This is a genomic window from Myxococcus sp. RHSTA-1-4, from assembly GCF_020037125.1.
Classification (GTDB): Bacteria; Myxococcota; Myxococcia; order Myxococcales; family Myxococcaceae; genus Myxococcus.
Genome location: NZ_JAIQDG010000008.1, coordinates 37,639 through 57,348, shown reverse-complemented (window position 1 = coordinate 57,348; position 19,710 = coordinate 37,639). Strand labels below are relative to the sequence as shown.

Sequence of the window (19,710 nt, the reverse complement as noted above, 5' to 3'; positions counted from 1 at the left end):
TGGGGTAGGCTCCCCGCGTTTGTCCGTTGGGGGCCGCACTCCTTGCTCGCGCAACACAGGTCGAAGGTGACGCCGCGTCACCTCGTGACACTCGCCATGCTCGCGGCGCTGCTGGCGCCTGCGTCCCGGGCCGAGGAGGCGGACGTGCCGCTCTCCGGCGCGCTCCATCGCGTCTGGGGCCTGGATGACGGGCTCCCGCAGAGCTCGGCGCTGGCGCTGGCGCAGGCGCCCGACGGGCACCTCTTCGTGGGCACCCAGGAGGGCCTGGCCCGCTTCGACGGCAATACCTGGACGGTGCTGGACCAGTCCGTGGGCCTGCCGTGCGAGGAGATAATGGCCCTGGCCGCCGCGCCGGACGGCACCGTGTGGGCGGGCACCGGCGGCTGCGGCCTCGTGCGCATCTCCCACGGAACCTTCTCCCACCTGCCCACCCGCTCCGGGCTCCGCGGGGACCGCGTCTCCGCCCTGGAGCGCACTCCGGACGGCACGCTGTGGGTGGGCACCGACCATGGCCTCGCCTACGTGGCGGGCACCGGGAACGGCCTCCGGCTGGTCTACGTGGACGCGCTCGGCAACCAGGACATCAGCGCGCTGGCGCCCGCGGAGGGCGGCGTCTGGGTGGGTACCCGCACGGCGGGGCTGTGGCGGGTGCGAGCGGGCCTGGCCGAGCGCATGAGTCCCCCCGGTCCCCTGGACCATGTCATGGCGCTCGCGCCGGACGGCGAGGGCGCGGTGTGGGTGGGCACGCAGGCGGGCGGGCTGTGGCGCCGCACCGCCGCCGGGAGCTTCGAGCCCGCGCCCCCCGAGGCGCCCGTCCGCATCACCGCCCTGCGCGCGTCCCGCCACGGAGGCCTGTGGGTGGGCTCCGAGGCGGAGGGCTTCGGCCGCCTGAAGCGCGGGCGCTACACGCCGGCGCGGGGCGTCCCCACCAACGCCCACGTCGTGTCCTTCCTCGAGGACGTCGAGGGCAGCCTCTGGGTGGGCACCTTCTCCGCCAGCCTCCACCAGTTGCGCCGCCCCGAGCTGGAGGTGGTGGGCAAGCCCGAGGGCCTCGTCGACGACTTCGTGTGGAGCGTCTACGAGGACCGCGAGGAGGCGGTGTGGATTGGCACCTCCGGCGGCGGGCTCCACCGGTGGAAGGACGGGCAGCTCACCGTGTACGGCGCGGCCGAGGGCGCCCCGCCGGGCCGCATCTCCGACATCTTCCAGGACCGGGAGGGGGCGCTGTGGCTGGCCACCAGCGTGGGCGCGGCCCGCTTCCACCAGGGGCGCTTCGAGCGGCTCACCACCGCCGAGGGACTGCCGAGCGACAGCGTGTACTCCCTCCTCCAGGACCGCACGGGCGCCATGTGGTTCGGCACGCGGGCCGGACTGGCCCGGCGCCGCGACGGCCAGTGGCGCGTCTTCACGTCACAGGACGGGCTCGCCAGGGACAACATCACCAACATGCGCGAGGCGCCCGGGGGCGGGCTGTGGCTGGGCTCGGCCTCGGGGCTGGACTTCCTGGACGAGAGCGGGGTGCTGCGCAAGGACGGGCCGGAGCGGGCGCTCGCGGGGCGTGACGTGAGCGGGCTGGAGCTGGACTCGAAGGACCCGGGGACGCTGTGGGTGGCGACCGATGACGGCCTGGCGCGTGTGAGTGCCGGCGGCGTGGCCCGGGTGCGCAGCCGGGACGGGCTGCCGGCCAACAACCTGCTGTCCGTGGTGGACGACGGCCGCGGCCGCCTGTGGATGGGCAGCAACCGCGGCATCTTCCGCGTGGACAAGGCGGAGCTGGCGGAGTTCTTCGCCGGCAGGGTGAGCCGCGTCCATGCGGTGACATATGGCCGCTCGGAGGGGATGCGCAGCGTGGAGTGCAACAGCTACTCCAACGCCGCCAGCCTGCGCACCCGCGCGGGCGAGGTCTGGTTCCCCACGGTGGTGGGCGCGGTGCGCGTGCCCGTCTCGTCCGAGCCCCGGGCCCGCACCCCTCCGCCGCTGCACGTCACCGAGGTGCTGTCGCGCGGGAAGCCGGTGGACATCACCCACGGCCTGCCGCCGGGAGTGCTGGACGTGGAGCTGCGCTGGGCGGCGCTCACCTTCGTGGCGCCCGAGAAGGTGCGCTACCACTACTGGCTGGAGGGCTTCGAGCCGGGCTGGACGGAGGCGGGGACGCGGCGCTCGATGAACTACACGAACCTTCCGCCGGGCGAGTACCGCTTCCGCGTCAGGGCGGAGTCCACCGACCGGCGCTGGGGCCCCGTGGAGACGGGCGTGGTGCTGGTCCGCCCCGCGCGCTTCTTCGAGGCGCCGGGCTTCCTGATGACGGTGGGGCTGGTGGTGGCGGGCGGCGCGCTGGGCACGTACCGCTGGCGGGTGGGGCGGCTGCGGGCACGCGCGCTGGAGCTGAGCGCGCGGGTGGAGGAGCGCACGCGGGAGCTGGCCACCGCCAACGCGGAGCTGAAGTCGGCGCTGGATACGTCCGCCGAGGCGGAGCGCAGCCTGCGGCGGCTCATCGACCGGCTGCCCGTCGCCATCACCATCTTCCACGACGACCGCGCCGTCTACGCCAACGAGGCCTCGCTCAAGCTGCTGGGCTACGAGCGCTTCGAGGAGCTGGCCGGCAAGCCGATGGCCGCCCACATGCCGGAAGAGGAGCGCACCCTGTGGAACGAGCGGCGGGACGCGGTGCTGCGGGGCGAGCTGCTCCCGGAGCGCCTGGCCCGAATCGTCCGGCGCGACGGCTCGGTGGCGCTCGCCGAGGTGTGCGGGGTGATGCTGCGCTTCGGAGGACGCGTGGCGTCCGTCTCCGTGGCGCGCGACGTGACGGAGGCCCGGCGCATGGAGGAGCGCCTGCGGCTGGCGGACCGGATGTCCGGCGTGGGCACCCTGGCGGCCGGCGTGGCGCACGAAATCAACAACCCGCTCTCCTACGTCATCGGCAACCAGCAGTTCGTGCTGGAGCGGCTGGAGCCCCTGCTGGCGGAGGCGAACGGCGAGGTGACGCAGGTGCAGGTGTCGTTCCTGCAGTCGCTGGCCGAGGCGCTGCGCGACGCGAGCGAGGGCGCGGGCCGGGTGCGCCACATCGTCCGGGACTTGAAGACCTTCAGCCGAGGTGACGAGGAGACCACCCACCCGCTGGACGTGCGGCGCGTCCTGGAGAGCGCGGTGTCCATCTGCCACAACGAGGTGCGGCACCGGGCGCGAATCCGCCTGTCGCTGGGGGACGTGCCGAGGGTGATGGCCAACGAGGCCCGGCTGGGCCAGGTGTTCGTCAACCTGCTCGTCAACGCCGCGCAGGCGATTCCCGACGGACACGCGGAGCGCCATGAAATAGCCCTCTCCTCCTTCACGGACGCGGAGGGCCGCGCGGTGGTGGAGGTGGCGGACACGGGGAGCGGAATCGCGCCGGAGCACCTGAAGCGCATCTTCGACCCCTTCTTCACCACCAAGCCGGTGGGCGTGGGCACGGGGCTGGGGCTGTCCATCTGCCACGGCATCATCAGCGTGCTCGGGGGCGACATCCAGGTGGAGAGCGAGCTGGGGAAGGGCACGCGCTTCCGGGTGGTGCTCCCGCCCGCGCCCGAGGGGGCGGAGGAAGCCAGGCGGGTGCCCCCCCCGAAGGCGCTGGCGCCCGCGCCCCGGCGGGCGCGGCTGCTGGTGCTGGACGACGAGCCGCTGGTGGCGCGCGGCGTGGCCCGCATCCTCGCGGGTGAGTACGTCGCGGAGAGCACGTCGAGCGCCCAGGAGGCGCTGGAGCGCCTGTCTCATGGCGAGCGGTTCGACCTGATGCTCTGCGACGTGATGATGCCGGAGATGAGCGGCGCGGCCTTCTTCGAGCGGCTGGCGGAGGTGGCCCCGGACCAGCGCGAGCGCGTCGTCTTCATCACCGGCGGCGCCTTCACCCCCGAGGCCCGCGCCTTCCTGGAGAGCCTGCCTCCCGGCCGGTGCTTCTTCAAACCGCTGGCCGCGGACGTGCTGCGGGCCCTGGTGCGGGAGCAGCTGGCGCGCGCGTGACGGGCCACCGTCACTTCTCGCCCAGCGCTCCGTAGCGCACCCGCCGGAAGCGCGCGCCCTGGGCCTCGCGGATGCGGGCGGCGAGTGTGTCGTGCAGCTCGGGCGTCCATGTGCTCCAGCGCTCGAAGAACTTCGCCGTGGCGGCTCGAGCCTCGTGGGGCGCGTACCGCCCGTCCCGGTGTCAGCGCCCGCTGCCCCGGATTCCCGCGGCGCGGAGGTAGAACCGGGCGGTCTGCGCGAGGAAGCGCAGGGGGAGCCCCGGGTCCGAGAGGGCGCGTTGCAATTCGCCGCCCAGCTCCGTGAAGAGCGTGCGGAGCAGCTCCAGCTTGCGCGCGTCGTCCAGGCCGGACGCGTGCCCCAGGGCGGGAAGGCGCCGGCGCCAGACGGGGTTGCTGGCGAGCGTGGCGCGCACCATGTCGAGCACGTCCAGCGGCGTGGGCGCCATCAGCCCGATGGAGATGGAGATGGCCTCCTCGGGGGCCTGGGCCATGTGCCAGTGTCCGGCGGGGATGTAGATGAAGTCCCCGGCGCTCAGCGAGCGCGTCTCCACCGGCGTCGTCTCCTTCGCGGCCAGGGCGCCGCTCGGCAGGGCCTCCGGGAGGGGCACGGGGTGGAGCGTGTTCTCCCGCAGCAGGTAGTCCTTGCGGCCGGTGGTCTGGAGGATGAAGACCTCCTCCGGGTCGCAGTGCCAGCCGAAGCCGTGGTGGCCGGCGGGCGTGCAGTAGATGTGCAGGTTGATGCGGCCGTGCAGCTCCGCGCTGAAGGTGCGCGCGAGCTGTGCCAGCCCGGCGTGGTGCTGGTCCGGCTGGCGGAGGGCGAGTGTGTAGCCCTGCGCGAACAGCTCCCGGGCCTCTCGCGCCGTCCTGGGGCGCTCACCGGTGTAGGGCACGTCCTGGCGCGCCAGGAGCACGTCGCACTCCGTGCGCTCGATGAGCTCGTCGATGGTGTCCCACGTGCCGAGCTGGAGCAGGCGCTCCGCCGCGGCCCGGCCGGAGTAGGGACGGCGCTGGTAGTGCTCCCGCAGGAAGCGCTCGCGGGGGAAGTCGTTCAACAGTTCATCGAGCAGCATGGGGCGCCAGCGTAGCCGCACCCGGCGGGTTCAGGGGCTCGTGGTGACAGGTGTGGGGGCTGAGCATCAGGTGACGGAGGACTGGCCGAGACGTGCCACCCAGTCTCCCTGGTACGGCTCCGTCATGGGCGCCTGGGCCAGGGGTGGGCAGTAGTGGTGACGCTCGGCGGGCAGGTCGAGCCCGCGCTTCCGGGCCAGCCGGAGCAGGGCCAGTCCCTCGAACCACAAATAGCGATGCGCGGCGAAGCGGTCCTCCCGCTGGGTGAAGCCGCGTGCCAGCTTCTCGGTGCGGGCTTCGTGGAGTGCATGGGCGTCAGCGAAGGCGGGAAGGAAGGCGGCCGAGTCCCCGTCCACGAGGGCCCGCGCCAGCGTGGGCCAGCATTCTTCCCTGGAGACGCGGGCCAGTTCCTGAATCCGGGAGGTGGGGTCCTCTCCTCTCGCCGCGTGCAGGACCAGGCCGCCGAGCGCGGAGGCCCAGGCGAACTCCACGGCGTACTCTCCCTCCTCCTTCCGCCTGTGCGCCGACAGCCGCTCCGCCACCCGCGTGGCCAGCTCCCAGTGGCCCGCGGCCACCACGCCGGCCAGCGGCGTGAGGCCCCACGAGGCAGGCGGGGGCGGCTGTTGGCGCTGCTCCAGGTGGACGAGGAGCCGGCGCCAGTTCTCCGCCGCCCGGCAGAGGTTGAGGAAGAAGGGCTGCGAGCGGCCCTCCAGGAGCAGCGTGGCCGCCGCGATGTTGACGAAGCAGCGGCACAGCTCGCGCACCTCCTCGACCAGCCGGTCGCGCTCCGTGTCCGGGGCGATGTGCGAGATGAGGACGGGTACCGCGGCTCCAGCGTTCTCCCGGAGAAGGGCGAAGTCGATTTCCATGGGGGCCTCAGCGGAACTTCCCGTTCCAGCCGTTGGCGGGGAGGAGCTTCACCCCCGTGACTCCGGCGCGGGTCAGCGCGGTTGCGATGGTGGAGTCGACCATCGTGTAGCCGCGCAGATGCGTGGGGCGGAAGACCTTGGGGCCTTCGGGAGGAATGTCGTCCTTGAGCGTCAGTTGCCACACGCGGCTGATCTCCTCCGGGAGGATGTGGCTCATCCGGACCTTGGAGCTCTCGAGGTCGATGACGTTCCGGTCGGCGACCACGTTCATGATGAAGTAATCACGGGAGACGACGTCCCGCTGATGGTCGACCAGGGTGAGGGGCAGGAACTCCACGTCGTCGGGCGCCAGTTCCAGGATGACGCGCCGCACCCGGTTTGAGACGACGCGAATGTCCAGGATGTTGTCGACGAAGTCGTAGAGCTTCCGCAGGTCCGGGAAGTTGGGTGAGAACCCCGTGAGGAGGCCGCCGGAGGGATACTCGGCCGTCAGGCGCTCCGATACCAGATAGCGCCACCCTTCCGGGCCTCCTTTCGGATAGGCGTCGAGGACGGCCCCATCATTCCGGTCGCAGAGTAGCGAGAAGCTCACCGGTCCTCCTGTTGTGACGCTACCAGAGTGAAGGCCAGACATACTCCCTGCCTTCCTGTGTCTTCCACCGGCACCAGGGGCCATCATGGAGTCGGCCCTCAGCGGCTCCACGGACGGCTGCCCGTGACTCGTCGAGGAGCTCGTCCCATAGGTCCGACTCCAGGCTCTTCAATTCCTCGAACACGTTGGCCACGATGGCTGCATGCTCCAGGCGCTTTCCGCGCAGAGTGTCGACTTGGTTGTCGATGCTCTTCATCCGGTGCATCACGTCCTTCGTGTAGCCATTGTGATTGTTGGGATGCTGCATCAGCGCATGGACGGGCACGGCCCATGCGAGGGACGGGAGCAGAATCAGGTTGTGCCCATGGTCGATGTCGTAGGGCGTCTGCAGCACGATGTCGAAGTTCTCTTCCTTGTCGAAAATGAGCTCGCCTTCGGAATCCTCCGTATAGAAAGCCTCGCCCGGAATCAGGTGGTGGGCGCGCCACGGGTAGGGCAGGGATTGTCCGGTCAGCTCGGGGTTGAAGTTGGATGGCTGGCTGATGCTGGCCCGTGACTGCACATCCGCCTGGAACGCCGCGGGGCCCAGGTGCGGGAAGGTGCTGTATTCCGAGGGACGGGTGCCGCGGATGTATGCTGCTCCATTCCTCGCATAGCTGCTGCCCTTGGCGAGGATGGCTCGCTTCGGATTGCCGGGGTCCACGTGTGGAGCGGCCTCCCGCGAGCCGTCATCCCGCTTGCGGTTCTTCCTCGTCTCCTTCACCTGCTTCCTGCGGGGCTCGTTGCGCTTCATCTCGCCCGTGCCGCGAGGCGTGGAGCCGAAGTCACGCAGGTTGGGTCGCCCGTCGGAGACGGGCTTTCCGTACAGCTCGAAGGGGCCCTGCACGAGCCCCTGGAGCGTCACCGGGCCATTCCCCCTGCCTCTGCCTGGCCTGCTCATGCACGGACTCCTCGTTCCGGGGTTCCACTGGAGGACACGGTGAACGCGGCGCGCTCTCCCGAGTCCGACTGCATGACCACGACAATCCGGGAGGCCGGCGAGTAGCGGCGCCAGAAGGCGTGGTTGGCGATACAGGCCCCCACCGCGCCGGCCGCCGCCCCCACGTCACCGAACCCCGTGGCTGGCACCCAGAAAGGGACATCCCCTTTCAGCACCCCGTCGCTCCGCAGGCGTATCAGCGCACAGCCCCACTCCCAGGCGCGCACCTCCTCGCCATTGAGGTCCGTGACGAACAGGACATCTCCCTTTCCCGAGGGCTGACCGCCAAGCACCGACTGGACGCACGTGGAGAGCGCCACACCATCCGGGCGCATATCGGTGCCCCGATGCCGTGGCTCGTGCCCGAGCCGGACAGCAGAGATGTCCACCGCGGGCGTTGCTCCCCGCGCTGACTTCGGACCTCGGGAGCGGAGCACGACAAACGCACCGGCCTCGCCGGGCACGAGGCCCACCGGGTTGTCCGCCGTCTTGAGCCGGCGCTCCGCCAGCAGGTAGCGCAGGTGGCCCGGCTCCGTCCGCGAGTCGACCCCACCCACGACGCAGGTCTCGAAGGTGCCGCGCTCCATTCCCTGACGAGCAGCGTCCAGCGCGAGTGCGAAGCCCGCGGAGCCACCACCGAAGAACCGCCATCGCTCTTCCGGCCACGACACGCCGAGCGCCTCCAGCGCCCTCCCGAGAACCTGGCGTCCCAGCCGCTCGGTCGCCGCCACTCCCGAGCCATCCACGAAGCCGGGCAGCGCCAGGAAGACGCCCGCCTCGCGGCCGAGCGTATCCAGCGGCACGCGGGTGCCCAGGTCCTCCAGCGCCTCCAGGGTGATGGCCACGAGCCGGCCCACACCCGAGAATCCGAAGGTCGACCCCCGCAGTTCGCGAACGAAGACAGGCTGCGGCTCACGGTCACCAGGGGCGAAGGTGGCCACCTCTTCCGAGGGCCTTGGCCGGACGATGCCCGCCCGGAATGCGGCGCAGGCGGTCGTCGCCGGGCCAAGGCTCGAGCTCATCCCTACCGCAACCACTCTCATGGGCGCATCTCCCCGACTTCCAGGACCCGCACATTCTGCGGCAACTGCGCGGCCTCACACGAGAGGCGGGCTCCTCACAGTCCGCCGAGCTGCGCCTCCGGATGCGCGGCGCGGAGCCGCACCAGCGAGGCGAGGCAGCTCTGCCACTCGCCCTTGGCCATCGAGCCGGTGAACTCGCCCAGCACGGGCGCCACCACGCGGGCGAAGGCCTCGTCCTCCAGGCCCAGGTCGCGCACCAGCTCGATGACGCGGCGCTTGGCCACGCTGGCGGACAGGCGGCGCTGCACCTCGCCCTCGCGGGCCTCCTTCGCGCGCCCCGGCGGCAGGCCGAAGAGCATCTTCCGGAGGAAGGTGCGCAGCGCGTCCACGTTGGCGAAGCGCTCCGTGCCGGCGACGGGCGCTTCCTCCGCGCCCGCGGGCCTCCAACCCTCCGGCAGGTGCGTGGGGCGGTGCTTCTCCCAGAGCAGCCGCACGGCGAACAGGCCCACCTCGCGGTCCGCGCTCTGCATCAGCCACGCGAGCCGCTCGGCGCCGCCCAGCCGCGCGTAGTGCCGGCGAATCAGCTCCACCGCCACCTCGCGCGTGCTGCGCTTCGTGCTCTCCGTGAGCGAGAACACCTTCACCGGGTCCAGCTCCTCCGGCTGCAACACGTGCCGCGCGTCCGCGCCCTCCTCGCCCGCCTTCAGCAGGGCGTCATAGGCGAGGTTGCGGACCTCCTTCGCCTCGGCGTCGGCCAGCTCGTACACGCGCGTGTGCCAGCCCCAGGCGCGCAGCTCCGCGCGAGTTATCGCCAGGGCGAAGCGGCGCACGTCGTCGCGCGTGTCGGACAGCGCGGGCCACAGCTTCTCCGGCGTGTACGCCTTGCGAGGCGCGCGCGGCTTCAGCTCGTAGGACTTGGACTCCGGCTGCTCCGGGCCGATGACGGGGTGGTGGCAGCGCAGGTACGTCTGCGCGAAGCCGCGCACCTGCACGGGCTGCTTCGCGCCCAGCGCCAGCTCGAACAGGCGCTCCAGGCCCGCGGCGGCGTCGCCCGAGTCGCTGAAGTCCGCCGGGGCCACGTGCTCCAGCAGGTAGCGGTGCGCGAAGCCGTGGAGCTGCGGGTCCGCGCGGCGGGCCAGCGCCAGCAGCCAGGGCACGGTGAGCTGGCGCGCGGTGAACAGCTTGCGGTTGCCCAGCAGCGCCAGCGCCACGTTCCGGTGCTTCGTGCTGAAGACGAGCCCCTTCACCCGCTCCACGTCCAGCCCGGGCAGGCTGTCCGCGCGCATCAGCCAGTTGCTCACCGTGCCGCCGATGCGCGGGTGCGACGCCTTGTCCAGCAGCCACTCCGGGCCGATGGCCGCGGGCGGGTACGCACCCAGCGCCTTCACCACGAGCCCCTCCACCGGGTGCGGCTTCTTCTCCAGGCGCGGGTCCTCCAGCAGCTCCTTCCAGAAGGACGCGGGCAGCTCCGTGGCGGCGTACTTGGACGCGACGAAGCCCTTCACCCAGTTGAGCTGCTCGTTGGTGCCCAGGTACAAATCCCTCAGGAAGGCGGCGGGCAGCTCCGCGCGGTCGAAGGACTGCTCCAGCGAGCGGGCCGCGAAGGCATTCGTGGGCTTGGACGACAGCAGCCGGCCCAGCAGCTCCAGGCCCAGCTCGCGCGGGTTGCGCTTCTCCAGCGTGGCGGCGGCGAAGGACTTCACGTCGTTGGCGCCCTGGGACACCAGCTCCGCGAGCCGCTCGGCGGGCAGGTCCTGCGCGTGGGCACGGGCGTACTCGATGGCGTACGCGCGGGCCTTGTCGCTGGGGGACATCAGCAGCGCGAGCACCGCCTCGTGCAGGCCGAGCGCGCGCAGCCGGCCCTGGTGGAACTCGGGCGAGCCCTGCAGCGTCTCCACGAGGAAGTCATGGGCGCTGGCCAGCGGGCGGCGGGCGAGCCGGTCCAGCCACGCGGGTGTCACCTTGCGCAGCACCTCCGGGTGGTCCTTGCGCAGGCCCTGAATGGCGAAGCGCGCGGCCGGGTCCGACTGGCAGGTGTCCAGGAGGCGCATCAGCGCGTCCGGCGAGCGCTTCCACGCGTCCGGGAAGGCGCGGTGCTTCACCATGTCCGCGGGCGGCTGCATGGGGAAGGACGTGGCCGTGTAGTTGCCGCTGCCGTGGGCCCAGATGTGGTGGGCCACCCAGACGGAGTACCAGGACGGGTCCTGCTCGTAGTGGCGGAGCACCTCCACGGCGAACTGGGGGTACAGCTCCGGCACGGCGGTGCCCAGGTGGCGCAGGTAGCGCCACGCGCGGCGGCGCAGGTAGGTGAGGGTGCCGCCGGAGACCTCGCGGCGGTGGCCTCCGCGGCCGCGCTCCACGTCGAAGCGCCAGGCGAGCACGCCGAAAATCTCCGCGTCGTGGCGGGCCTCGGCCAGCTTGTAGATGCGCTTGAGGCCGCCCCACAGGCCGAAGCGCAGGTCCGAGCGGCGGATGATGTCGATGAGGGCCGCGCGGGACGCGTCGGTGTCCTTCTCGTAGAGGCCGACGAGCAGGCCGGCCAGGGACAGCCGCGGCGGCAGCGGCACGTCCTTCTGCGAGAGGAAGCGCTGCCAGGCCTCGGTGGAGGCGGTGCGGCGCCCCTCCGCGTCGTAGCGCGCCTGGGCCTGGTTGAGCGTCTGGAGCAGCTTGTCGAAGGTGAAGGCATCCTTCGGCAGAGGCGTCTCGGGCGCCTTCTCCGGCTGGGCCAGGAAGGTGAGGACGGCCTCGGCCAGGTCGGGCGCCTCGGCCCGGACCAGCCGCTCGAGGTCTGCTGCGCTCAGCGCATCGCTCGTGGACATGGCCGGGGGATTTAGCACAGGCCGGGGGGCCCGGGCAGGCTCCGCTCAGGGGGGCTTCAGGACCAGGGGTTCAGCCAGTCCAGGAGCTGCAGGCCCGGTCCCACGGGGGAGCTGTCCTTCCGGTTGTCGAAGTACGTCAGGTCCACCAGCAGCGCGAGGCCCAGAATCATCTGCCGCAGGCGGCCGTCCGTGCACTCCGGCGAGAACTCCAGGGTGAAGGTGTCCGCGTCGGTGAAGGCCTCCTGCAAGAGCCCGCTCCACCGCTTGCGGACGACGGCCACCTCCACGCCGCGCTGCATGATGCGGAACGTCCAGGGCTTGAAGAGGGGCCCCTCCGCCGTGGCGATGACCGCGCCCCCCGGGGACAGCAGCTCCAGCCGGCGCCCGAAGAAGGTGAAGCGCTGCTGGAGGGTGCCCAGGAGCCGGCCATCCCACGCCTCGAGGTTCGCCTTCGCGAAGAAGAAGCTCCACGGGCGCTCCAGGGCGAGCGCCACCGAGCCGCCCTGCGTCATGCACTCCAGCCGCGCCTTGTAGAAGGGCCAGAAGTTCCGCTTCAGTGCCGAGCCCCAGCCGTCGCCGGACTCACCCACGTACACCGTCACCCGGCCCGTCTCGTCGCACACCTCGTACTGGTTCCTCGACTCCCAGCCGATGAGCACCTCCGCCAGCTCGCGCATCTGCCGCATGCGCAGCGAGGGGCCTTCCAGCAGGCCCGAGAGCTGCGCGCGCATCTCGTGGCTCATGTAGCGCGGGTCTCCCGGCGCTCCCTTGCCGGGCTGGGCCGGGGGCACCTCCGTGAGCTGCGCGGCGTTCGCGACGGCGATTTCGCCCCCCTGCGCCGGCGCGCGCTGCTCACGGCTGCCCCAGTCCAGCTCCAGCTCCTCGGTGTTCGCGAGGTTGGGTTTGTTGCTCATGGCTCCCAGCCTGACGCTGCTTCGCCCCTCCGCGCAAGGTGGGGGCTCCGCCGGGCTCAGCGCGTGGCGGGCACGGGGCGCGGTACCGGCTTCAGCTCGCGGGTGACCTCTCCTTCCGCGGGGACGTCCAGCTCCTCGCTCCAGGCCAGGCAGCGGGCGCCTTTCTCCAGGATGAGCACGAGGAAGGCGGACCTGGGTCTCCACGGGCCGGCTCTCGCGGTCTCTCACCGTGCCCTCCACCCGGGCGACAGCCGCAGCTCCAGTTTCTCGTCACCCGCGCCAAGCTGCTGGAGCAGGGGGAGGTAGCCCTCTCGCCGCACCTCCAGCCGCAGGGGGCGTGACTCCAGCATGACGAACGTGAAGGTGCCGTCGAAGGAGGTGATATGCATCGCGACCCGCGCCTCCGGGTCCTCCGCGTCGGGGGGCTCCTCCGACAGGTACACCCGCGCCACGGCTCCGACCACGGGCGCGGAGGTCTCCGCGTCCACCACCCGGCCGCTTACCCGGCGTCCGGGGTCCAGCCGCACCTTACCCAGGTCCAAGTCCTGGCCGGGCGCGACCTCCACCTCCCGGTAGGCCGACCCGAGCCCCGGGGCAATGATGCGCAGGTGGTGGCGGCCCGGCCGCTCCACGGGCAGGCGGAAGTCGCCATCGGTCCCCCGGGTGACCTGCTGCTCTCCGTATACGGAGAAGTGGGCCACGGGCCTTCCGTCCGGGTGCAGCACGCGTCCCGACACGCTGCCCTGGTAGCGCAGCGTGAGCCGCACGTCGCGGGCCCCGGTGCGGGCGGAGTCCGGGAAGCTCGGCCGGGATTCTTCCTCGCGCGCGTCCTGCGTGTACCCGGGCTTCGAGACGGACAGCACGCACCGGCCCTCCGGCAGGTGGTGCACGGTGAAGCGTCCATCCGGCCCCGTCTTCGCCGTGGCGGGGGAGCCGCCCGGGTACTCCCACTTCTCGAAGAAGGTGAAGGCCTCCACCTCGGCGTCGGGAACGGGGCGCCCCTGCTCGTCCACGACGATGCCGGACACGGACTGTCCCGTGTCCATCCGGACGACGGCTTCCACGGTGCCGGGGCCCGGTACTTCCACGGTGCGCGAGGCGCGATGGATGGCGCCCGCGAGCTTTAGCGAGGCCTCCAGCATGTGGGGGCCCGGGGGCAGCCCCTCCAGGAGGAAGTTCCCCTCCTCGTCGCTCACAGTGTCCAGTGTCTGGGCGGTGCTCCCGGTTCCGAGCCGCACGTGGAGGCTCACCTCGGCCAGTGGCTCGCCGCGCGAGTCCACCACCGAGCCCTTCACCGAGCCGCCTCCGCGCAGCGCGAGCCGGAGCCCCGTGGCGGGGGCGTCCACCTCCAGCCGCGTGGAGACGTGGTCGCCGCCGCCGACGGTGAGGACATAGCGTCCGGGCTTGTCGACCTTGAGGCGGAAGCGGCCCGCCGCATCCGAGCTCGCGAAGAACGGGTCGCTCCCATTCCAATCCATCTCCGGCTCCCAGTCCGTGTCGGAGTCCTCCTCCGGCTCCGGGGCCGGCTTCTCCTCCTGCTTCGGCGCGGCGTCGAGCCGCACGTCCTCCAGGGGCTGGCCCTCGGCATCGGTGACGACACCCTCGAGGGTGACTGCACGGGCGAGGGTGAAGGTGGGGGGAGGGCTGGAAGAGGTCAGGTCCACCACCTCCTGGAGGTCCAGGTACTGCTCGGCCTCCACGACGAAGCGGGTCCGTCCGGGCCTCAGGGGCCCGAGCCGGAAGCGGCCGTCCGCCGCGGTGGTGGCGGACGGGGAGGGCGTCCTTGGCTTGCCGTCGTTCCGGGGCATGACGGAGACGGTGGCGCCCGCGACGGGGCCGCCCGCCTCGTCACGGACGGCTCCCTCGACGAAGAAGAGGAGGCCCAGGTACACGGTGGCCTCCGTCTCCCCAGGCTCCGCGATGAGCGCGAACGTCAGGCCGTGCTGGCCCTCATGCTCCGCCTCCACCGCGTACTCCTCCGGGGCGAGCGGCTCGAAGGCGAACCGGCCCTCCGCGCCCGTCGTGGTGACATGGGAGGTGCCCTGCACCCGCACCTGGGCGCCCGCGACGGGCCTGTCCCCGGCGAGCACCCGTCCGACGAGCCGCCGGGGCGCGTGGAGGAGGATGCTCAGTCCGGAATCCTTCGCGACGACGTCCGGCAGGTAGTGCGGCATCAGGCCGGGGCTGGAGGCGACGAGGCCATAGGGGATGTCCGGCAGGTGGGGGAAGGCGAAGCGGCCGTCCGCGCCCGTGCTCAGCTCGAAGTAGCGCGAGCCCTCGACGTCGAAGAGCGTCACCTTCGCGCCGGCCACGGGCGCGCTGGACTCGTCCACGACACGGCCCGCAAGGGTTGCGCCTTTCGCGAGCAGCAGCTCCACGCCTTCGCTTCCGGTGGGGACGTTCGGCTTCAGGGTGGAGCCCCGGGCATCCATCGCCCAGAGCGTCACGGTGCCCGTGGGCAGCCCGTCGAACTGGAAGGTGCCGTCCGCCGCGGTGGTGGTCCGGGCGAGCACGGGAGCGCCGCCGCGTCCCACCTCGATGAGCTCCATCAGCACGTTCCCCGCCACGTCGGCGCACTCCAGGGAGGACAGCGGCAGCTCGGGGCTCTCCGCGTCGCAGGGGAGCCGGGACAGGGACTCGCCGGGCATGACGCGCGTGGCGGACACCTCGACGCCCGCGACGGGAGCGCGCTGCGCATCCAGCACGCGGCCCCGGAGGGACAGGGCACCGCGCGGGGGCGGCGTGGGCGTGCTGGGGCCGGGCAGCGTCCGGGCCGGAGCACGCGCCACGCGGGCTGGCGACTCCGGAGCCTGGAGCCACGGGGAGACGAGTGCGATGACGGCGCCCAGCGCCAGCACTCCGAGTGTGACGACCGCCGCCGACCGCATCCGCCGCACGGTAGCAGGGCGTGGAGGCCCGGGTCTTCGGGGGGCCTACGCCGGCGCGGTGGCGGGCAGGCCGGCCTCCAGTCGGGCCTTCTCCGCGACGATGAGGTCCCTCACGTGCTCGCGCAGGGTGGCCACGTCGGGGAACGTGGCCGGGTCCACCGGGGGCATCACCTGCACGTGGCAGTTGGACGTGGCGTTCAGCACCAGGCCGTGCTTGGGCAGCGTGCGCGCCGTGCCGGTGAGGACCACGGGGATGACGGGGACCTTCATCTTCATGGCCAGCGCGAAGGCGCCGTCCTTGAAGGGCTTCACCTTCCCGTCGAAGGAGCGCGTGCCCTCCGGGAACATGAGGATGGGCACGCCGCGCGCCAGCCAGTACTCACAGTCGGCCATCATCTTCGCGATGCTGGCCTTGTCCCCGCGCACCAGTGGCACGTAGCGGTTGAGCCGCATGTTCCAGCCGATGAGGGGCAGCCGGAAGTTCTCCGCCTTGGAGACCCACTTGAAGGGGCGGTAGAGGCCGAAGAGGACGAGGATGTCGCCCAGCGACTCGTGGTTGGACACCAGCACCGCCGGTCCCTTCCACGGCAGGCGCTCGCGCCCGTCCACCTTCAGGTGCCACAGCGGGTTGACGTAGAAGTAGAGCTGCGCCCAGAAGCACGAGTACAGGTGCAGCACCAGGCCGTTCCGGTCGAACGGGAGCGTGACGAGCCAGATGAGCACGGCGCCCACGAAGAGCACCGTGCTGGAGACGGCCAGGAACGACCAGAAGAGGATGGACAGTAGGAGTCGAATGGCGCGGCGAGTCTGCCACAGCCCGGCGCGCCGGAGGGAAGCGGAGTTCGTGACTCAACGTCCCGGCGGCCCGGCCTTCGCCAGCAATTCCACGAAAGCGGTGAGGTAGGGCGCGGGGCGCACCGTGCGCGGCCAGGCCGCGTGCCAGTGGCGGCGCAGCCCATGCTTCGTCACCCGCACGGCGGCCAGCGTCCCGCGCGCCAATTCCGGCGCCACCGCCCAGCGCGCCAGCAGGCCCACGCCCAGACCGGCCTTCGCCATCTCCACCATGGCCTCCGTCAACTCCACGCGGGACACGCGCGCCGGCGTCACCCCCGCGGGCACCAGCACCTCCTGGAACAGGGTGCTCTCCGTGAGGGGGATGCTGTAGAGCAGCACGTGCTCGTTCGCGAAGTCCGCCGCGTGCAGCGCGCGCTTCTTCGCCAGTGGGTGGTCCGGCGCCATGACGGCCAGGAGCTCGTCCTCGAAGAGGGGCGCGCCCGCGAGCCGGCGGTGCCGCACCGGCGTGCTGACGATGCCCAGGTCCAGCTCTCCGGACAGCAGCGCCTCCACCGGCCTGCGCGTCGCGTCCACGGCGATGCGCACCTCCACGCCCGGGTGCTTCGCGGAGAAGCGCCGCAGGACTCCGGGCAGCCAGTGGTAGGCCGTGTAGCACTCGGTGGCCAGCCGCAGCAGGCCCTGGGAGGACCGGGCGAGCCGGGAGATTTCCACCTCGGCGGCGTCCACCTCCGCCACCACCTTGCGCGCGGCCTCGAGCACCCGCTTCCCGGGGCCGGTGAGGACCATGCGCCGGCCCTGGCGCTGGAAGAGCTCGGCGCCCAGGCGCTCCTCCACGTCGCGGAGCTGGTGGCTCAGCGCCGGCTGCGACAGGTGCAGCACGCGCGCGGCTGCCGTCACGGAGCCCGTGTCCACCACCGCCGCCACCAGCCTCAGGTGCCTCACGTCCAGAATCATCGATTCGATTCTTGCATGGATTCATGCGGACGATGCGTTGGACTCATGTGGAGAACTTGGGGACAAGTCCGCCTCATGAGCTTGAAGACCTGCTCCCTTGCTCCGGATGTCCTCGTTGTCACCGGGGACGCCTATGCCTCCAACACCACCCTGTTCCTGAACGGCCCCGACGTGCTGATGGTGGATGCGCTCGGCAGCCGCGCGGACGCGGAGGCGCTGCGGCGCTTCGTCCAGGACGAGCTGCACGCCCGGGTGCGACTGGCCGTCTGCACGCACGGGTTCAGCGACCACCTGGCGGCGCTCCAGGCGTTCCCGGAGGCGCTGGTGCTGGCGCACGAGCGCATCGAGGACACCTTCCGGGCGGAGCGCTACCAGTCGGAGGAGGAGGCGGGGTTCTTCCGCGCGCCGGAGCTGCGGGTCTCCGCCGGGCCGCTGCACCTCCAGTGGGGGCGGCACGCGCTGGAGGTGTTCCCCAACACGGGGCACACGACGAGCACGCTGAACATCGACGTGCCCTCGCTGGACCTGCTGTTCTCCGCGGATACCGCCGTGGGGAACATGGCGTACTTCGCCTACGGTGCGCCGGAGGCGATTGACGCGGCGCTGGCGTGCTCGGAGGCGAGGGGCCGCTCGCGCGTCATCCAGGGGCACGGCGGCGTGGTGTCACCGCGCACGCTGAGCTCCGCGCGCCACTACCTGCGGGCCCTGGAGGCGGCGGTGCGCGAGGCGCGCGGGGAGCCGGAGCGGGTGCGGGCGATTTCCCTCGACGACTGCCTGCCGGCGGACGTGCGGACCAGTGACTTCGAGGAGGTCTTCCACCAGCGGAACCTGGAAGAGGTGATAACGCGGCGGCTGTGGGGGTGAGGGCTCACGCCGCCGCGCGGGGCACCCGCACCGGTGCCATGGACAGCGAGAAGACCTCGGCGTCGCCCGCCTCCACCGCGCGGAGCAGCTCCGGAGACGAGAGGCGCGGCAGGACGACCAGCCGCGTGCCCTCCTGGGCCACCACGCGCAGCGGGCGCTCCACCTCCAGCAGCAGCGTGCCCCGCACCGTCATCCTCGGCGCGGCGTGCGACAGCTCCACCGCGCCCGTCAGCATCAGCAGGTGCGAGCCCGGCTCCAGCGCCCGCTCCTCTCCCGCCGCCAGCTCCACCTGCTCGCCCCGGAGCAGCCACGCGAGCCGCGCCTTGCGGCCCAGGTGCGCGTAGCGGTCCATCCCCCGCACCAGGTCGTCGAAGCGCCGCTCCGCGAACGTGCTCCACACGCCGCGTCGCAGCTCCGCGTCCGCCTCCAGCAGCGGCAGCAGCGCGGCGCGAGGAATCCGCACCACCGTGGACGCCGCCGCCGTGCGCACCGAGGCCGAGCGGCGCTCACCCGCCAGCATCCCAATCTCGCCGAACACCGTCCCGCTGCCGAGCTGGTTCACCACCTCGTCCTCGCCGCCGTCCTCCGCCAGCACGTAGGCCGCGCCGCGCGCCAGGAGGTACAGCTCGTCGCTCGTGTCACCCTTGCGGAAGACGTAGCGGCCCGCCGGCAGCTCCATCACCTGGGCGCGCGCGGCCAGGGACTCCAGCGCCTTCGTGTCGAAGCGCGCGAACAGCGGCGACGCCTTCAGCCGCCGGGCCACCTCCGAGCGCCGCAGCCTCGCGCCGCCCGGCAGCCGCCGCGCCAGCGACAGCGCGCCGTCCACCGGCTTGCGCAGCGTGCGCCCGCCCAGCACGCGCATCACGCTCAGGATGTTGGCCACCGTCGCCGGCACCAGCGTCACCAGCCCGTGCCCGTCCACGTAGCCCGGGTTGGCTTCCACGAAGAAGCGCGCCGACGGCTTGTCGCACTGCCGCCAGTAGTCGCGCTCCACCTCGGACTCGCGCGTGCGCCAGCCCACCTGCCGCAGCAGCGGGTTGGCCGCGTCCACCTTCTCCAGGCCGAACTCCGTGGCCAGCCCGTCCATGAAGGCCAGCAGCTCCGGCGGCACCGGCTGCTCGCGCCGCGGCCAGATGTCGCCGCAGTACTTGGCCAGCAGCGAGTAGCTGGACGGGTGCACCAGCGAGCCCATGTAGTACGTCGGCCGGCCCGGGTTCCGCAGCAGGTACTTCAGCACCAGCGCCAGCCCGAAGCGCGTGTTGGTGTTGGCCCCCCGGTACGCCCGCAGCGAGCCCGCCTCGGCCCGGAACACCGCCGTCTTCACCCCGTTCAGCGGCTTCTCGAAGACGTGCATCGCGAAGTAGCCCACGATGTCGCCCTCGTCGTTCTTGTGGACCTGGATCCACGTCTGCTCCGCCTTGGACTCCACCACGTACTTCGCGAACGACTCCCGCTCGACGCCGTCGAAGATCTGCTGGTGGACGGCGTACAGCGCGTCCGTCAGGCGCTGGCGCTCTTCCACGGACAGGGACTTCGGGACGACGACCTCGGTGCTCGCGATACGGGGCATGGCGGCTCCTCTCGTTTCTGCTTGCCGCCACCGTTTGCAATCGCGCTGCCAGGGGCCGCGCGGGCTGTAACCCGAAGGCACGGAGCGGGGCTTCCGAGGGGAAGCGCGCCGCCGGTGTGGGGAATCGGACAACCGGTGCGGCCGGTCCGCGTCGGGAGGGGACGCGGGTGCGTACACCGGCGACACCGACGCGTCGGGAACCGACACGCCGGCCGGTGCCGGGCCGCGTTTCCGGAGGACGCGGGAGCGTACGCGGGCGACGCTGGCACCGCAGTGGAGCAGCGTCGCGCGGGGACGCGGGCGCGTCGAGGCGCGACGCGTGTCACGTGCCGTGGTGTTCACGGCGGGTGGTGGCAGGAGGGACCGTTCCGGCCGCCGCGC

14 protein-coding genes are annotated in these 19,710 nt (G+C 72.0%); 2 read left to right on the top strand and 12 right to left on the bottom strand.

Annotated elements, in window-relative coordinates; all coding sequences use genetic code 11:
* Positions 1-84: 84 nt before the first annotated feature.
* A complete protein-coding gene (locus K8638_RS45185) occupies positions 85-3,996 on the top strand; it encodes a two-component regulator propeller domain-containing protein (protein ID WP_223754905.1) in 3,912 nt (1,303 codons plus the stop codon).
* Positions 3,997-4,177: 181 nt separating this feature from the next.
* Here K8638_RS45185 and K8638_RS13460 read toward each other — a convergent pair whose 3' ends face one another.
* The 11 genes from K8638_RS13460 to K8638_RS13415 form a co-directional block, all read right to left on the bottom strand.
* On the bottom strand, positions 4,178-5,065 hold the full coding sequence (locus K8638_RS13460; protein WP_223754904.1) for a cupin domain-containing protein: 888 nt from the start codon (positions 5,063-5,065) through the stop codon (positions 4,178-4,180).
* Between the two features lie 66 nt (positions 5,066-5,131).
* Positions 5,132-5,932, bottom strand: a complete 801-nt coding sequence (locus tag K8638_RS13455) for an immunity 49 family protein (protein WP_223754903.1) — start codon at positions 5,930-5,932, stop codon at positions 5,132-5,134.
* Between the two features lie 7 nt (positions 5,933-5,939).
* Positions 5,940-6,524 (bottom strand): imm11 family protein, encoded by a 585-nt coding sequence (locus K8638_RS13450; RefSeq protein ID WP_223754902.1) that lies wholly within the window; start codon positions 6,522-6,524, stop codon positions 5,940-5,942.
* A 19-nt stretch (positions 6,525-6,543) separates the two neighbouring features.
* Positions 6,544-7,464, bottom strand: a complete 921-nt coding sequence (locus K8638_RS13445) for an AHH domain-containing protein (protein WP_223754901.1) — start codon at positions 7,462-7,464, stop codon at positions 6,544-6,546.
* Positions 7,461-8,525 carry a hypothetical protein gene (locus K8638_RS13440; RefSeq protein WP_223754900.1) on the bottom strand — a complete coding sequence of 355 codons (1,065 nt, stop codon included), beginning with the start codon at positions 8,523-8,525 and terminating at the stop codon, positions 7,461-7,463. Before K8638_RS13440 ends, K8638_RS13445 begins: the two co-directional genes overlap by 4 nt.
* A 95-nt stretch (positions 8,526-8,620) precedes the next feature.
* Positions 8,621-11,344, bottom strand: coding sequence for a hypothetical protein (locus tag K8638_RS13435; protein ID WP_223754899.1), 2,724 nt, complete (start codon positions 11,342-11,344; stop codon positions 8,621-8,623).
* Between the two features lie 56 nt (positions 11,345-11,400).
* On the bottom strand, positions 11,401-12,258 hold the full coding sequence (locus K8638_RS13430; protein WP_223754898.1) for a phospholipid scramblase-related protein: 858 nt from the start codon (positions 12,256-12,258) through the stop codon (positions 11,401-11,403).
* A gap of 56 nt (positions 12,259-12,314) precedes the next feature.
* Entirely contained in the window at positions 12,315-12,437 is a 123-nt protein-coding gene (locus tag K8638_RS44550) for a hypothetical protein (protein WP_255662651.1), read from the bottom strand.
* Between the two features lie 45 nt (positions 12,438-12,482).
* On the bottom strand, positions 12,483-15,146 hold the full coding sequence (locus K8638_RS13425; protein WP_223754897.1) for a carboxypeptidase-like regulatory domain-containing protein: 2,664 nt from the start codon (positions 15,144-15,146) through the stop codon (positions 12,483-12,485).
* Positions 15,147-15,191: 45 nt separating this feature from the next.
* Positions 15,192-15,887 carry a lysophospholipid acyltransferase family protein gene (locus K8638_RS13420; RefSeq protein WP_223754896.1) on the bottom strand — a complete coding sequence of 232 codons (696 nt, stop codon included), beginning with the start codon at positions 15,885-15,887 and terminating at the stop codon, positions 15,192-15,194.
* A 108-nt stretch (positions 15,888-15,995) separates the two neighbouring features.
* On the bottom strand, positions 15,996-16,895 hold the full coding sequence (locus tag K8638_RS13415) for a LysR family transcriptional regulator (protein ID WP_223754895.1): 900 nt from the start codon (positions 16,893-16,895) through the stop codon (positions 15,996-15,998).
* Positions 16,896-16,970: 75 nt separating this feature from the next.
* Between K8638_RS13415 and K8638_RS13410 the strand changes: the two genes are divergently transcribed.
* Entirely contained in the window at positions 16,971-17,759 is a 789-nt protein-coding gene (locus K8638_RS13410) for an MBL fold metallo-hydrolase (protein ID WP_223754894.1), read from the top strand.
* 4 nt (positions 17,760-17,763) lie between these two features.
* Here K8638_RS13410 and K8638_RS13405 read toward each other — a convergent pair whose 3' ends face one another.
* Positions 17,764-19,329, bottom strand: coding sequence for a cyclic nucleotide-binding domain-containing protein (locus tag K8638_RS13405; protein ID WP_223754893.1), 1,566 nt, complete (start codon positions 19,327-19,329; stop codon positions 17,764-17,766).
* Between the last annotated feature and the right edge of the window lie 381 nt (positions 19,330-19,710).